This is a genomic window from Paenibacillus sp. Soil787, assembly GCF_001429545.1.
GTDB lineage: Bacteria > Bacillota > Bacilli > Paenibacillales > NBRC-103111 > Paenibacillus_E.
Map to the genome: position 1 here is coordinate 52,793 of NZ_LMSP01000009.1, position 13,846 is coordinate 66,638.

General features: G+C 38.8%; 15 protein-coding genes. 2 read left to right on the top strand and 13 right to left on the bottom strand.

Annotated features, from left to right (window positions below):
* Positions 1 to 97 precede the first annotated feature (97 nt).
* Positions 98 to 1,225: a deoxyribonuclease IV gene (locus tag ASG93_RS11005; protein ID WP_056831806.1), complete on the bottom strand. Its 1,128-nt coding sequence runs from the start codon at positions 1,223 to 1,225 to the stop codon at positions 98 to 100.
* 122 nt (positions 1,226 to 1,347) lie between these two features.
* On the opposite strand from ASG93_RS11005, the gene ASG93_RS11010 reads away from it, so the two are divergent.
* Together ASG93_RS11010 and ASG93_RS34995 are read left to right on the top strand one after the other, a co-directional pair.
* Positions 1,348 to 1,776, top strand: a complete 429-nt coding sequence (locus ASG93_RS11010; RefSeq protein WP_056831808.1) for a DUF2621 domain-containing protein — start codon at positions 1,348 to 1,350, stop codon at positions 1,774 to 1,776.
* A gap of 722 nt (positions 1,777 to 2,498) precedes the next feature.
* Positions 2,499 to 2,657, top strand: coding sequence for a hypothetical protein (locus ASG93_RS34995; RefSeq protein ID WP_156410868.1), 159 nt, complete (start codon positions 2,499 to 2,501; stop codon positions 2,655 to 2,657).
* A gap of 970 nt (positions 2,658 to 3,627) precedes the next feature.
* Here ASG93_RS34995 and ASG93_RS11015 read toward each other — a convergent pair.
* From ASG93_RS11015 to cps2T, 12 genes are all read right to left on the bottom strand, one after another.
* Positions 3,628 to 3,846, bottom strand: coding sequence for a hypothetical protein (locus ASG93_RS11015; RefSeq protein WP_056831810.1), 219 nt, complete (start codon positions 3,844 to 3,846; stop codon positions 3,628 to 3,630).
* Between the two features lie 72 nt (positions 3,847 to 3,918).
* Positions 3,919 to 5,313 (bottom strand): hypothetical protein, encoded by a 1,395-nt coding sequence (locus ASG93_RS11020; RefSeq protein ID WP_156410869.1) that lies wholly within the window; start codon positions 5,311 to 5,313, stop codon positions 3,919 to 3,921.
* 156 nt (positions 5,314 to 5,469) lie between these two features.
* The gene (locus ASG93_RS11025) at positions 5,470 to 6,894 is read right to left on the bottom strand and encodes an O-antigen ligase family protein (RefSeq protein ID WP_056831814.1); all 1,425 of its coding nucleotides are present in this window, start codon (positions 6,892 to 6,894) and stop codon (positions 5,470 to 5,472) included.
* The gene (locus tag ASG93_RS11030; protein ID WP_056831817.1) at positions 6,878 to 7,072 is read right to left on the bottom strand and encodes a hypothetical protein; all 195 of its coding nucleotides are present in this window, start codon (positions 7,070 to 7,072) and stop codon (positions 6,878 to 6,880) included. Before ASG93_RS11030 ends, ASG93_RS11025 begins: the two co-directional genes overlap by 17 nt.
* 251 nt (positions 7,073 to 7,323) lie before the next feature.
* A complete protein-coding gene (locus tag ASG93_RS11035) occupies positions 7,324 to 7,731 on the bottom strand; it encodes a hypothetical protein (RefSeq protein ID WP_056831819.1) in 408 nt (135 codons plus the stop codon).
* A 342-nt stretch (positions 7,732 to 8,073) separates the two neighbouring features.
* Positions 8,074 to 8,286 (bottom strand): hypothetical protein, encoded by a 213-nt coding sequence (locus ASG93_RS35000; protein ID WP_156410870.1) that lies wholly within the window; start codon positions 8,284 to 8,286, stop codon positions 8,074 to 8,076.
* A gap of 266 nt (positions 8,287 to 8,552) precedes the next feature.
* Entirely contained in the window at positions 8,553 to 9,083 is a 531-nt protein-coding gene (locus ASG93_RS11045; protein WP_056831823.1) for a VanZ family protein, read from the bottom strand.
* 173 nt (positions 9,084 to 9,256) lie between these two features.
* Positions 9,257 to 10,132, bottom strand: coding sequence for a dTDP-4-dehydrorhamnose reductase (gene rfbD, locus ASG93_RS11050; protein ID WP_056831825.1), 876 nt, complete (start codon positions 10,130 to 10,132; stop codon positions 9,257 to 9,259).
* Positions 10,125 to 11,144, bottom strand: a complete 1,020-nt coding sequence (rfbB, locus tag ASG93_RS11055) for a dTDP-glucose 4,6-dehydratase (RefSeq protein ID WP_056831827.1) — start codon at positions 11,142 to 11,144, stop codon at positions 10,125 to 10,127. The genes rfbD and rfbB overlap by 8 nt, the downstream gene beginning before the upstream one ends.
* Positions 11,145 to 11,160: 16 nt before the next feature.
* Positions 11,161 to 11,709: a dTDP-4-dehydrorhamnose 3,5-epimerase gene (gene rfbC / locus ASG93_RS11060; protein ID WP_056831829.1), complete on the bottom strand. Its 549-nt coding sequence runs from the start codon at positions 11,707 to 11,709 to the stop codon at positions 11,161 to 11,163.
* 29 nt (positions 11,710 to 11,738) lie between these two features.
* Positions 11,739 to 12,632 carry a glucose-1-phosphate thymidylyltransferase RfbA gene (gene rfbA, locus ASG93_RS11065; protein ID WP_056831831.1) on the bottom strand — a complete coding sequence of 298 codons (894 nt, stop codon included), beginning with the start codon at positions 12,630 to 12,632 and terminating at the stop codon, positions 11,739 to 11,741.
* A complete protein-coding gene (gene cps2T / locus ASG93_RS11070) occupies positions 12,629 to 13,840 on the bottom strand; it encodes a beta 1-4 rhamnosyltransferase Cps2T (RefSeq protein ID WP_056831833.1) in 1,212 nt (403 codons plus the stop codon). The genes rfbA and cps2T overlap by 4 nt, the downstream gene beginning before the upstream one ends.
* Positions 13,841 to 13,846: the final 6 nt, after the last annotated feature.

Sequence of the window (13,846 nt, forward strand, 5' to 3'; positions counted from 1 at the left end):
TAAGCATCCACTTCTATCTATCTCTTAACTTAACCCCACAAAGTGACGTGTGCCTTCGAAGCTTATTCCGATTACTTTGCGGGGACCCCGAAACTAATTAAGCTTGTTTAAGCGCTTCTTGACCAGCGAGCCACACCGTCAGACGCTGATTGATTTGCTCCTCGCTAAGCTCCGGCAATAAACTCTCTTCAATCACGATGTCGTACAAACGCTCTAATGGCTCGCGTCCGTCTGCTTTCTTGGCTTTCGCGTCGTTTTTGAGGATATCCCATGTGTTCAGAATGTAATCACGATGATGGATATCTTTTTTCCCAAACAAATGATTGATTCGCTCCACATGATCAAGGAACTCACCGCCAAAGCGCCCGCTTAGATTACCTGAGAGCAGTGCGATCTCCACCTCGTACATAGGACGCTGGGTCTTGTCTTCTTTTCCAATCCACGGCGTCTCCAGAATCATAGGCAAGTGCTGCAGCTTCTCGTGACGAGCCACGTTATTCATGGCTTGGAAACCAATCCATCCTGAACCAACAGGTGCATGACGGTCCTTACTGGCTCCGCGAGGATTTTTACTATCATTCAAGTGAATGACACCTAGCTTATCCAGACCAATTACTTTGTCAAAATGATGCAGAACACCATCCAGATCGTTAACGATATCATAGCCAGCGTCATGAATGTGGCAAGTGTCCAGACAAACGGTTATTTTGTTGTTAAACTCAACGCGTTCTATAATTTCCGCGATTTCCTCAAAGCTGCGGCCAATTTCTGTCCCTTTGCCCGCCATTGTTTCAAGAGCGATATTGACGTTCGTATCTTTTACTCCAGCAAGCACCTCGTTCAAACCTTCAGCGATACGGGCAATCCCATACTCGGCGTCTTTATCCGTGTAAGCACCTGGATGAAGAACGATATTACGCACACCGATATAATCCGTTCGGCGGATTTCTTCTTGTAGAAAACGGACAGCAAGTTCAAACGTGTCATCCTTATAGGACCCCAGATTAATAATGTAGGGCGCATGCACAACAATTTCACCGATGGCATGCTTGTCCATCAGCGCTTTGCCCTCTTCAATATATTGATCTTCGATCGGTTTGCGGCGCGTATTTTGCGGTGCCCCTGTGTATATCATAAATGTAGATGATCCGTATGAAACTGCTTCTTCAGCTGCATTCAAAAGACCTTTATCTGAGAACGAAACGTGCGATCCAATTTTAGGCATAATCGATTACTCCTCTTCGCGTGGTCACTACCTTCCTATTTTACTCGGATTGTCGCAAGAAATCTAGAAATTTGGTATAATTCATTTCATATATGGATGGAAAATAGTGAGGTGACAAATAAATGGGCAATGACTTTTTCATGTGGTTCATCATCTTCTGGGTATGTGTCCTGCTTTTTTTCATGTCGGTTGGCGGGTATTTCATGTTCCGGAAATTCCTTAAAGTACTGCCCAAAGAAGACGGCAAATCCAAGCTCGATTGGCAAAATCATTACGTGGATAGCTCCCGGCACCTTTGGACAGATGACTCTAAAACCTTTCTTGATCAATTAGTGTCCCCCGTACCTACAGCATTTCGGGATATCGCCAAGCACTCCATCGCCGCTAGAATCGCCCAAGTTGCTTTGGAAAATGGGGCCAACGAAGTAACACGAGACCACTGCATCGAAGGGTACATTCTCGCCACGCCGCGGCGCGATTATAAGAGCTTGACCAGCTTCCTGGAGAAGCAGCAGATCGATTATAGCGCTTATAAGCATTTATTGAATTAAAATAACACGTCCTCCGGGTGTCTGGTGGACGTGTTTTTCGTTTTCATTATTTCAACATATCGATAATTAACCATGCCCAACCAATCAACGATACCCATAAAGGAATAGCTAATGTGGTACCCCAGAATAAACCGATACCCAAACTTCCATCCTTATTCATTAGCATCAACTCCCGAATAAGATGTCGTCCATTTCTATTCTGGATGCTTAGTTCTATTATATGAAAGCGCTTCAAATAATACAATATAATTGTATGAATTATTCTGAAAATTTATGTCTCCGTTAATACGAAAACTTTGAGCGATCCCAAGTTTAAAAATACTAGATATTGCCCATACTTTTCACTAAAACGAGAAGTAAGGTGCATTATATGGATCAAGAAAGCCATAGAAGAATTTGGATTGGACTCTTCTGGGGCACTATTATTAGTGCCTTTATTTGGACAACGTTTATCATTTCAGTCATTGGATGGATGGATATAATCAAAGATTTGTAAAAACAGACACGAATAAAGGGGCTGCCACGGCAGCCCCTTCGTCTTCATTTAACTTTGTTTATTAAGCACGTTGTATATCGCCTTGTTCAATTCCTCTTTCGCCACGTTGATATTATTTGGGCATTCTTTCAGACTTAATGCAATCTTAATACTCCTTTAATGAACATGAACGTCTACTGTGATACAATTCGTAACAAATAATCATATATTAAGGAGTGTGAATGGTATGCCTTACTATTACCACAATGAAGTATGGACACCTTTTAAGTATGTTGGCATCCGATTATTCATTGATGAGAATGGTAATAAGTGGATCAAGATTTGGAACAAGCATAGAAGACCGTTTTTCAAACAATCCAATGCAAGTCCTTTTGAAGAGCAATAAAAAAGAACCCGCGTGGCGTTACCTATTTGAAGTATCTAACAATCAACAATGGATGGAGGTTGAGATACTGCTTAAAATTCCGCTGTAGCCTCAATACTCGCAGCATCTGCATCTTCTTTGTTCTCCCAAGACAGTACAACCGTATGTTCATTGGTTTCTTCTATACTTAGAAACTTCTTCAATAAAGCCTCTTTTATCTATTAATACCCCTAAAACTTCGTCTGTTGCACGTTCTGCAATGTCTCTAGAACCCGGAGTAATGATGAATTTCATTTATCAGATGTATTGATACTACACTACTTGCAATGGAACGATTACCCGGTGCATCTTTAGCTTTAATGGTGAAATTGTATGTTGTGTTTAAGGCTAAGCTATCGACTCTATGGGTTGCATTCTAAGGGTCGGTAGTACCAACCAGCACTTTTCCATTATAGATTTTGTAAAGACTTACACCAACGTCGTCAGTTGATACCGTCCAATCTAAGTACTGTTTGTTCCGTTGCCAAGCTGACCGTAACCGTTATATCCTTATACCCAGAGAGAGCCATCTTGTTTGATTGCCGACCAAAGTGAGCGTAGATATACAAGCTATTATTAGTGCCTAATGTTAAAGGGAGAGAAGTGATGGCAAGTTGAGACTATGTGTTCACTTTAAGTACGTTACTTGATGGAGCAACGTTACCGGCTCCATCCACGGCTTTCACTGTAAACGTATAGGTTGTATTCGGCGTTAATCAATTACTGTATAAGATGCTCCGGCTGAAGCAGGTGAAGTGAACAACTTTGGTCGTTCGTTATAGATTTATTGGGAAGTTGATCAACCCTCTGTTGGTATCCTCGAAAGCAGCTTTTGACTTGTAAAAATCAATACCCGCCACTATATTGCTCCCGCCGATGAAAAGTTGAGCTATGCCGTTATTCGTACCTTTTTTGGCTCTAATACTGATCGTATGTACCTGTTTAGGTACATTTACTGCATATTCTGCGAAATCGCTATTCGTATTTGCTTGATAGGCAATGGATATGCAGAGAAACCTGAAACCGTTGTGAAGCTAAATGGTACAGATTCGTGAGGGACTTCTTGATAAATCACTTTCTGTCCTGCATCCATCCAATCTACTTTATCATCTGTTGAGTAAGAATTACGGTATTTGTCGGCTTTGTTCAGTATTTGTTGTACTGTTGGCAAGTTCCTCACCTTCAAAATAAAAAGAGCCGATAGGCTCCAAATTCACAACTTTTTCGCTATATCATTGTCAGCTTATTTCGATTGTAGAACTAAACCTTTAGATATAGCTAAATCCCAATCAAACGGTGAAATTGTCTTGTCGCTTGCATATCTGACTAGAACGTTTTTCATGGTCGTGCTACCTTCGGTTTTCATGACTACTTTTAAGTCTTTCACAGCAATGTCAAAAGACACGTTTTCAAGGGCTGTGTCTTTGACCCGTATACCCGTATATCCGATGGTTCCTTTGGACATACCCTTTATATTGATGTTTTTAAACTGTGCGCGCTTTACGGAGGCACCTTTAAATTTAATTACATAATCGGATTCACTCGGAGCAACATCGGCTTTTAATACACAATCACTAACGATCAAGCCGTCAATTTTTGCAGGAGCTTGCCAGCCATAAGGAAAGTTGTCAATCAGTACCATTCTTCCACCTGTTGCTGTTGTGATGTTATGGATTTTCAAGTTGCCAACGTCACGGAGTACGTGTACGCCCTGTCCGAACTGATCGTTATAACCGCTGATAACATGAACAGTGTCAATCGTGATGTCGCGTTGCGTATTGACTGTCGTGATATCATCCCCACCAAGGCGAGCAACGGATAAAATCCCTTCCCCAGTCGCATTCTTTAATACAATGCCACTTACTACGTTAGACCCGCCGCTGGATGTCCGTAAAATGCTTGTGTGTGATTTTCCGTCCATTGACGTTCCCTTGACTTGGATACCGTCAAACGTAATGCCTGTTACGTCTCCGCCTTTTCCATACCCTTGGTAGATGCCAAGCCCACCAGTACTTGGTCGAGCATTCGCCACGCAAGCATCATCCCCAAATGTTCCGCGTATGTGGGTCACTTGAATGTTATGGGACGGCCCTAAAATATGAACACCGTCTTGATTTTGGTATCCTTCGAGGTTAAATGTAACATCATTAATCGCTCCATCGGTACTGGCTTCTGGAACCAAAGCCCACCGCATTGTTGAAGCGACCGTAATACCTGAAATCCCAAAATGATTAACCTTGTAAAAATGCACGCCGATGTTTTTGTAAGGTGTACTGGGGAGAACCTGCCCAGCGCGATTTCCATTCAATTCTGCATCCCCGAAACCGAAAATGAATATGTTTTGATTTCCGTTTACAAAGTCGGAATTGGTGATGATTCGCTCGTTCACTCCATCAGCCATAGTGAGCTTTGCACCGTTAAGCACGAGTGTTGTATCGGATGGAATTTTCAATGTCTTGTCAATGGTGTAACTTCCCTGCGGAATCACGACTATTTTTTGATGATCGCTCACCGTCATGTTTAATGTGTTTTGGATTTTTTGTGTAATGGTAGAACCAGACGTTTCCAACACGTTGTAACCCTGACCGACAAACGATTTAATGTCGTCGTTGTCGCATCCTGCTAAGATAATTGTCATAAAAGCGTATCCTGCTAAGAGAAATTTTCGAAGCATGGAGATCCCCAACCTTTTCATTTTTTCTCCATTTCACGCACCGATTATTTCATTAAATCGTTTTGCTTTTCTGTAAACCGGGCCTTTGTCTCTTTAACTTTTAAAAGCTAAAAGGCGCAGTCAATTGCTCGGAGCTTCTAACGCTTTTTTCTCACTTGGCACCATCTTAGCAAGCACATAAACAAATCCGATATGCACCCAACACATTGCCAATGTATGCCCTGGAGTGAAGTTGTAAGCGAAAATACTTAGAACCATTCCAGCGACCATGCCTGTTAAGTATGCTTTGTGTTTTTGATCTTTACAACGCCAAATTGCAGCAAATCCTTTTAACAATACATGAAGCATCAATATTACAATCATGGTCAGACCGATAATGCCTGTATCGTGCAATATGGCGACAAATGTATTCAATATCCAAGGAATAGTGTCCATGCCTGCTGCTTTGATAGAAAAGTAGCCACGTCCCCAAATAGGGTCTTTTCCCCAATCATAAAGCGCCAGCTCAAGATTATGAACCCTATAACTACCTGTTCCAGAATCAGAATCAAATAATGTATCTAATTTCATGCTAAACATACCATCAGTACCCGATAATTGATCAAAAGAACTTGAGAGATAGGGAAATATTAAAAGAAATGCCCCCGTAATAAGAAATAATATAATCACATTTCTTGGTGAAAAGAGCCTCAATTTATACACGAAGATGATTATAGAAAGACAGAGAACTATACCGATCCATACTGAACGTGTCCATCCAAGTGTTATTCCCACTAACAATAATATCATCACAGGTATACTTGTAAGAAAAAAAGGCTTATCTTTTATTTTTGCTACGAATAAAGTAATCAACAGCAATAGTACGCATCCCGCATATATAGAAAACAGATTTGGTTCAAACAACCCTCCTCTTAATGATATTGATGTTTGCCACTGACCAGTATGAAGGGCACCGTATTTTTTACCAAATAAAAAAATACCTGTGGAAGAATAATAAAAATAACTAGCTAGAGCATATATGGTTTGAATTATGCAAACACCGATATAAACGTGAATGTACTTATAAATTCTTGCGGGGTCAACGTAACTAATTAAATATATAAAGACAAATCCCATAAAAGCAAAAGCAAGTTGAAAAATTCCTGCCAGTGAATCCGATTTAAATACTGGCGTTTTAATCGAAATAACTAGTGCATATAACAAGTAAAGAATCATAATGATTATCGGCAAATTTAGTCGAGGTAGTTTTTTATCATAGCGCCTGAATATGTGTTGGATTAGGGCTATAATACAAAAAATACTGGCAATCATATCCACTCTTGCGTTGAGTCCAAACATATTGATTTTAAAAAGATTGCATGAAGCAGCGAATAAAAATACATATAAACTGTATTTCCATGAAAATGGCAAAGTTATTACTAATGTTAAAACGAGTATTCCAACAAGAAACATTACATTGAATTGGGTCGACAATATGCCGATTAAAAGAGAGACAATACTCAACAGGAGGTAAGTGTAAAACTTTGAGTCAAGAATCCGTTCCATTATTCTCTCCTCCGTGTCCGTTATTGCTCTTTTCCTGAGAAATGAAATTTAACCAAAAATCTTTTGTCGTCTTCGTAAAAACTCCGTGACCTAATTTTTGAAGCTCTTTGAACAGTTCCATATCAGATTCATTCGTCGGGTCAAAACTAACTGACTTACAAGGATACTTTTTATTCAATTAAATTCTCCTTCGCTACAAAATGTATCATTAATACAAACTGTAACATTAGATTAGCATTTATGCAATTACTTAATTGAAAAAGCACTCTTTAATTTTTTTATCACTAGTTTTTACTAATACTGCTTTATGTATATCCTCAAACCAGCAGTTGTCAAATTTAATACTATCGCCTCGATCGACTATTACTCCCTGATCCGCTTTTTGTATGGTAGATGTGATGAAATTAATTAATTGTGGCGCGTTGTCTCCTACAGGAATATTGTTATCATCAATCTCCCTCGACAACAAAACGCCCGTCCCGTTCCTTGTATGCCGGCGACTGTCTTTAATCCATCAATCTCGCAATTGAAAACGGTATGTTGCGCGTTCTGTTCGGTCATTTTTAAACCTGTACAGCCCGGATAGGTTAATGGGTCATAATATATTTCCACGCCTTCAAAGCGGTTAAATTGATATGGAAGTAGAAGTCCATTCACACCGCCCCGAAACCACATCCCCGCTTTTTTAAATCCACCAACGAACCATAAATTTTTAAATTCACTGTTCCAACATCCGCCATCTGTTCGAGTGGCAGAGGCTCTAACATTAAAATAAAATGCATAATCCTTAAAGCCGGCACAATCAATTTGGATGTTTTTCATTGCAATATTTGTCAAGGGACCGCTTATTTGCGTAAACAGAGCCGTATTTCCTGCTTTAGCTTATGATCGTTTTCCCACATTAAATCCAACCAACTTAACCCTAGTCTTAAACTCAATATTTTCGAGTACGAATGTCCCTGATGGAACTCCTATCGGCGCTCCTATTTCTATAGCCCTTTCTACTAAGAATCAAAAAAAACAGCTTTTCTTAAATGTCTGACCTTGATTTATCTTAACCATACCCAACAAATCAAGGATACCAATAACGGAATAGCTAATTTGGTAGTCCAGAATAAACCGATAACAAAACTACCATATTCACCCCGAATGATACCGCTTACATATATGGACATGTATTCATCTAGTCTTTTCGTGGCCCTGACGTTCAATCGAATCTCCCTGTTGGAGATAACGAATCATGCCGCTGTTGTAATACACGGCAGCAGCCATTAATGCTATTCCCAACAGCAGACATCCACAACTAATCACCCAGCGTTTCCGCGAATTCCCATTCATCCAATCTTTACTCATGCCATTATTGCTAATGGCATTGAGTAGTCCGAATAACATTCCTGTGTGCCACTTACAATTTCGATGTCCAAATCTTTGCTCTCCGGGCATGCACATTCCATGCAGTGACAAAGTGGAATCGTCGTCTTAAAGTAGCCTGTTTTGAAAACCTTCTCTGCGTTGCCTTTCACCATAATCATATTACATTCGACACAATAAACCATTTCCGAATTTTTCATCTTAATGCCCCCTTAAAATATATCTAAATGTCGCAAACTGTTACATTATGTATATATTATTTATTATATGATACATTATGTAACTGTTCAAGGGGTTATGTGTTTTTTAATGCGAATTGTTTGAACTATTTGTGAAATCGATAAATAGAGCAAGATGCCTAGCATTGCGCCTATTGTATCTAGAAGCACATCGGATGCCAACGCGGTGCGACCTGGAACAAAGCTTTGATGAAATTCATCGGTTGCTGCGTAAACTGAACATATAAGGACGGAGCAGAGAAAGTTCCAGCTTAAGCGCCAACGGGTAAGTGCTTTGAGTAAGCGAGTGATTAGCATGCCTAATACGCTATAGATGAACAAATGGGCAAATTTGCGAATGAAAAATTCTACAAATCCAAATACACCACTTGTTTTAATACTTATTTTATGAGAGCCATAGTTGAAGCTAGTGCCGGCAAAATGGTTCTTTATACTTTTATCCGAAAGCTCTTTTTTTATGATAGGTTTAATATCCTGCGTTTTAGAAGTTTGTGAGGATAGAGCAAAAATAAGTCCGAACCATAGCAGTATTGGCAAAATGTACAAAATAATCTGTTTCAGATTTATATTCGCTATCATTCTTGCATCACCTTATATCCATTATATAATTATTATTTGTATGCAAATCGCGCAATTCTTGTAGGCTCGGCGACATCGTATATGTTCTACATCCAAATTAATCTTTTGTATATATTAAATAAAAAACACTCCCCAAACCTTCTTTAAAAAGAATGGATGGGGAGTTTAATATTTTAGTTATTTATAAGTATTTGAGTATCTTTATACTCTATTAAAAAGTCTTTAAGCCCATCCTTCCAGGATCGAATCATTTGGAACCCGTTTAATTCTAAAGCTGAGTGTTGCATTACCGAATAACGCGGACGTTTTGCAGGTCTAGGAAATTGTTCCGAAGTAACCGGGATAAGATCAATTGTAATAGAAGCAGAGTTAAATATCTCCTTAGCAAATTCATACCAAGAGCAATACCCCGAGTTAGAAACATGATAAGTACCATACTTATCTGTTTCCATGATATCCGAAATACACCTTGCTAAATCGATGGTATAAGTCGGTGAACCAATTTGATCATGAACTACTGATAATGATGTTTGCTTCTGGGCAAGCTGCAGCATTGTTTTCACAAAATTATTTCCATGTAGTCCATAAACCCAAGAGGTTCGTACAATAAAATATTTTGGACATATGCTTCGCACAAATTCTTCACCAGCTAATTTGGATTCCCCATAAACATTGATTGGATTTGTCGCATCAAACTCTTGATAAGGCTCCAGCTTTTCTCCATTAAATACATAATCAGTACTTATATAGATTAACTTTGCCTGATATTTATCTGCAGCAGTTGCTAAATTTCTAGTACCTAGAGCATTAATATTAAAAGCTAATTCATACTCAGTTTCTGCAAGATCAACTTTTGTATAGGCAGCAGTATGTACCACGATATCAGGGACTATTTGAGAAAATATTTCTTCCACTTGATCTTTAATTGTAATATCTAACTCTTTTTTACCGAAACCATAAACTTCGTATCCTTGATCTTGCAACACTTTGATTACATCTGTACCTAACTGCCCTTCTCCACCAGTTACCAATACTTTGGTATTAGACATATAATCTCTCCCCATATTGCAAGGAGTAATAGTTCATATACTCTCCTGATTTAATCCTACGCCACCAAGTTTCATTGTTTACATACCAATCAATGGTTTCCTTTAAACCTTCATTAAATGTGTAATTCGGTTCCCAACCTAAGTGTGTTTGAATTTTAGTAGGATCAATTGCATAGCGTCGGTCATGTCCTAACCGATCCGTCACATATTGAATAAGCTCATCTGATTTTCCTAGAGTATCTAAAATAATATCTACTACTTCCCTATTTGTTCTTTCATTATGACCACCTATATTATACACTTCACCAGAAATCCCATTACGCATTACAAGGTCAATAGCATTAGCATGATCCGATACATGCAACCAATCCCTAATGTTTAATCCGTCTCCATACATAGGGAGATGCTTATCTTCCATTGCATTTGTTATCATAAGAGGAATTAATTTTTCCGGGAAATGGTAAGGACCATAGTTATTTGAACAACGGGTTATGTTTACATTTAACCCATACGTTTCATGATATGCTTTTACAAGAAGATCTGCTGAGGCCTTGCTTGCGGAGTAAGGACTATTCGGAGAAATGGGAGAGTTCTCAGTAAAATATCCAGTCTCGCCTAATGAGCCGTAAACTTCATCAGTTGAAATTTGTACATACTTACTTATTTTGTACTCACGCGCTGCATCAAGCAATACCTGAGTGCCAAACACATTTGTTTTCAGAAACAAGTCTGGTTCAAGGATACTTCGATCCACGTGAGATTCTGCAGCAAAATTCACAATCGTATCAATTTGATGAGCTTCAATTAAGCTTCGAATCAAGTCTTTGTCGCAAATATCGCCTTTAACAAAGAAATGGTTCGGTTCATTTTCAATGTCACTCAAATTCTCGAGATTACCAGCATATGTTAATTTATCAAGATTCACAATTTGATCAGTAGGGTAACGCTTTACCATATATCTTACAAAATTACTTCCAATAAAACCGGCTCCACCCGTCACCAATATATTCATTATTTAATTACTCCTTTTAATCGAAAATTTGTTTTGCCTCAGCAAGTTTCGGGTGCTTACCATCTTTATCTGATAAAATAGGCACACGAATCGGCCAATCGATTGCTAAATCCGGATCATTCCAACTAATTCCGCGATCATGCTCAGGTGAATAATACTCATCTACTTTGTAGTAAACTTGTGTATGGTTAGTCAAAGTGCAAAATCCATGTGCAAAGCCCCTCGGCACTAACAACTGCCGTTTATTCGCTTCACTAAGAACAACACCGACCCATTGACCGAATGTTGGGGAGCTCTTTCGAATATCCACCACTACATCATAAATAGCACCAGCGATGACCCTCACTAGTTTAGTCTGAGCTTTTGGCGATAGTTGATAATGCATACCTCTAAGAGTTCCCGCTTCAACAGATAAAGAATGATTGTCTTGAATAAAGTTATAATCAAAACCGATCTCTTCAAACTTCCTTCTATTATAGCTTTCCATAAAAAAACCACGATGATCCTGATGCAAATCTGCTTCAAGGATAAATACCCCATCCAACTTTGTAGCTTGTAAGTTCATGAATTTACTCCATCTCCATAATTACAATTTTATACATGTATAGGTTGTTTCTTTAAGCCTTGATTTGCAATCTTCACCAAATATTTGCCATACTCATTTTTCCTCATCGGCTCAGCCAAATTCAACAAATGTTCTCTTGTAATATAGCCTTTGTGAAAAGAAATCTCTTCCAAGCATGCTACTTTTAAACTCTGCCTTTTTTCAATGGTCTCGATGAATTGGGAAGCTTCTAATAATGATTCATGTGTTCCTGAATCCAACCAAGAATAGCCACGACCCATTATCTCAACTTGAAGATTACCTTCAGACAAATAAATCTTGTTTATATCAGTAATCTCTAATTCTCCACGAGCTGATAGTTGTATCTGCTTTGCTATCTCAACTACTCGATTATCATAAAAATAGAGCCCAGTCACCGCATAATGCGACTTAGGCTCCTCAGGTTTCTCTTCAATAGATAAAGCCTTTCCTGTGTCATCAAAATCAACTACACCAAAGCGCTCCGGGTCATTAACATAGTAACCAAACACTGTAGCCCCATGTTCCCGTTCGGCTGCTTGTTGCAATAGTTGAGTTAATCCATGGCCATAGAATAGATTATCACCTAGAATTAATGCTACAGAGTCATCGCCAATAAAGCTTTCTCCAATAATAAACGCTTGAGCTATCCCATCTGGTGCAGGCTGCACTGCATAGGAAATCGATATTCCCAGATCCGTTCCATCATTAAAAAGTTGTCTGAAGCGAGGAGTATCTTCAGGCGTAGATATAATAAGAATTTCTGTAACACCAGCCAGCATTAATACAGATAATGGATAATAAATCATGGGTTTGTCATAAATCGGTAGTAATTGCTTCGAAATTGTCCTCGTTAACGGATATAATCTTGTACCGCTGCCACCAGCAAGGATAATTCCTTTCATATTGACACCGCTCCTTTTGATAACTGAACCTCTTTATTTTCTAAAGCTAGTTGGGTATCAAGGAATAATGATTCGTAGGTATCTACAATCTTAGTCCATGAATAATCATTCTCAATTCTCTGTCTGGCTTTTGTTTGCAATGCTTCAATAATGCTGTGGTCGTAATAATCAGCTTGATCAATTAAAGTAGCAAGTGAGCCATCTTTTTTAGTAAAATAGACTGCTCCGTCTCTACCAACCTCTTTATTAAATACCACGTCTAGCAGCAAATTTAATCTGGTGGACGCGAGTGCTTCTAAAAGTGATGGATTTGTTCCTCCCACTTCATGACCATGAAAATACCCATATGCTAATTCCCGTATCTTTTTTAAAAGTTCTTGATCGTATACTGTACCTACAAATTTAATCCTTGAATCTTTTTGGAACTGAGTTCTTTCAGAGAGCCCTTGAAAAAACTGGTTTTGTTCTACATTGGAAATGATGACCAAATCCTTGCTGGAATTGGATTTCATGAACTCATGGATCATAAGTTCATAATTATTTTCAGGAACAAAGCGTCCCACAATCAAATAATACTCATTTGAACGAATATCGTGCTTCTGATACCAATTTTGCAGACCCTCTGCTTCGTCAGTTAAGTTAGACCTAGTGACGTCTGCGCCATAAGCAATAAACGAAGTTTTTGGTGAGTAAGCAGCGTAATCCTCTTGTATATAGCTTTCAATACCAACAGAATCACATACTAGCAGATCTGCATGCTTCACCATAAGTCTCTCTGATATCTTCCAATAGCGCTTAATCCATTTGTTCCACTTACTACGCTTCCATTCGTGACCATCAGGATTAACAAAAACTTGAACCCCCAACTGCTCAAGCTGTCTTTTATAGAAATAAAAAAAAGGCCCGATTCTACAGGCCAAGATGTATACAATACTATCTTTTAAGTTGTGTTCACGTATATACTTAATGCATTTTTGTAGGCTTCGAATATCATATAAAACAGCTGTTGCTCCACCGATTTTTTTCGTTTTTACATTAAAACATCTAGCTCCATTATGTTCAAAGACATCATCGTTTTCGGCCATGCAGGATACGTGATAGCGAATACTTTCTCGTTGACGACGAACGGTCAATTGTTCTACAAAGGTTTCAAACCCACCGTATTTAGCAGGTATTCCCTTCGATCCGATAATAAATATATTTTTCATTTATTC

Coding starts and splice junctions, on each gene's coding strand:
- ASG93_RS11020 (WP_156410869.1), bottom strand. CDS start 5,313: ATGACAATTATCTTAGCAGGATGCGACAACGACGACATTAAATCGTTT.
- ASG93_RS11005 (WP_056831806.1), bottom strand. CDS start 1,225: ATGCCTAAAATTGGATCGCACGTTTCGTTCTCAGATAAAGGTCTTTTG.
- rfbD (WP_056831825.1), bottom strand. CDS start 10,132: ATGTCTAATACCAAAGTATTGGTAACTGGTGGAGAAGGGCAGTTAGGT.
- ASG93_RS35000 (WP_156410870.1), bottom strand. CDS start 8,286: ATGTTATTCGGACTACTCAATGCCATTAGCAATAATGGCATGAGTAAA.
- rfbB (WP_056831827.1), bottom strand. CDS start 11,144: ATGAATATATTGGTGACGGGTGGAGCCGGTTTTATTGGAAGTAATTTT.
- cps2T (WP_056831833.1), bottom strand. CDS start 13,840: ATGAAAAATATATTTATTATCGGATCGAAGGGAATACCTGCTAAATAC.
- ASG93_RS34995 (WP_156410868.1), top strand. CDS start 2,499: ATGCCTTACTATTACCACAATGAAGTATGGACACCTTTTAAGTATGTT.
- rfbA (WP_056831831.1), bottom strand. CDS start 12,632: ATGAAAGGAATTATCCTTGCTGGTGGCAGCGGTACAAGATTATATCCG.
- ASG93_RS11010 (WP_056831808.1), top strand. CDS start 1,348: ATGGGCAATGACTTTTTCATGTGGTTCATCATCTTCTGGGTATGTGTC.
- rfbC (WP_056831829.1), bottom strand. CDS start 11,709: ATGAACTTACAAGCTACAAAGTTGGATGGGGTATTTATCCTTGAAGCA.
- ASG93_RS11025 (WP_056831814.1), bottom strand. CDS start 6,894: ATGGAACGGATTCTTGACTCAAAGTTTTACACTTACCTCCTGTTGAGT.
- ASG93_RS11045 (WP_056831823.1), bottom strand. CDS start 9,083: ATGATAGCGAATATAAATCTGAAACAGATTATTTTGTACATTTTGCCA.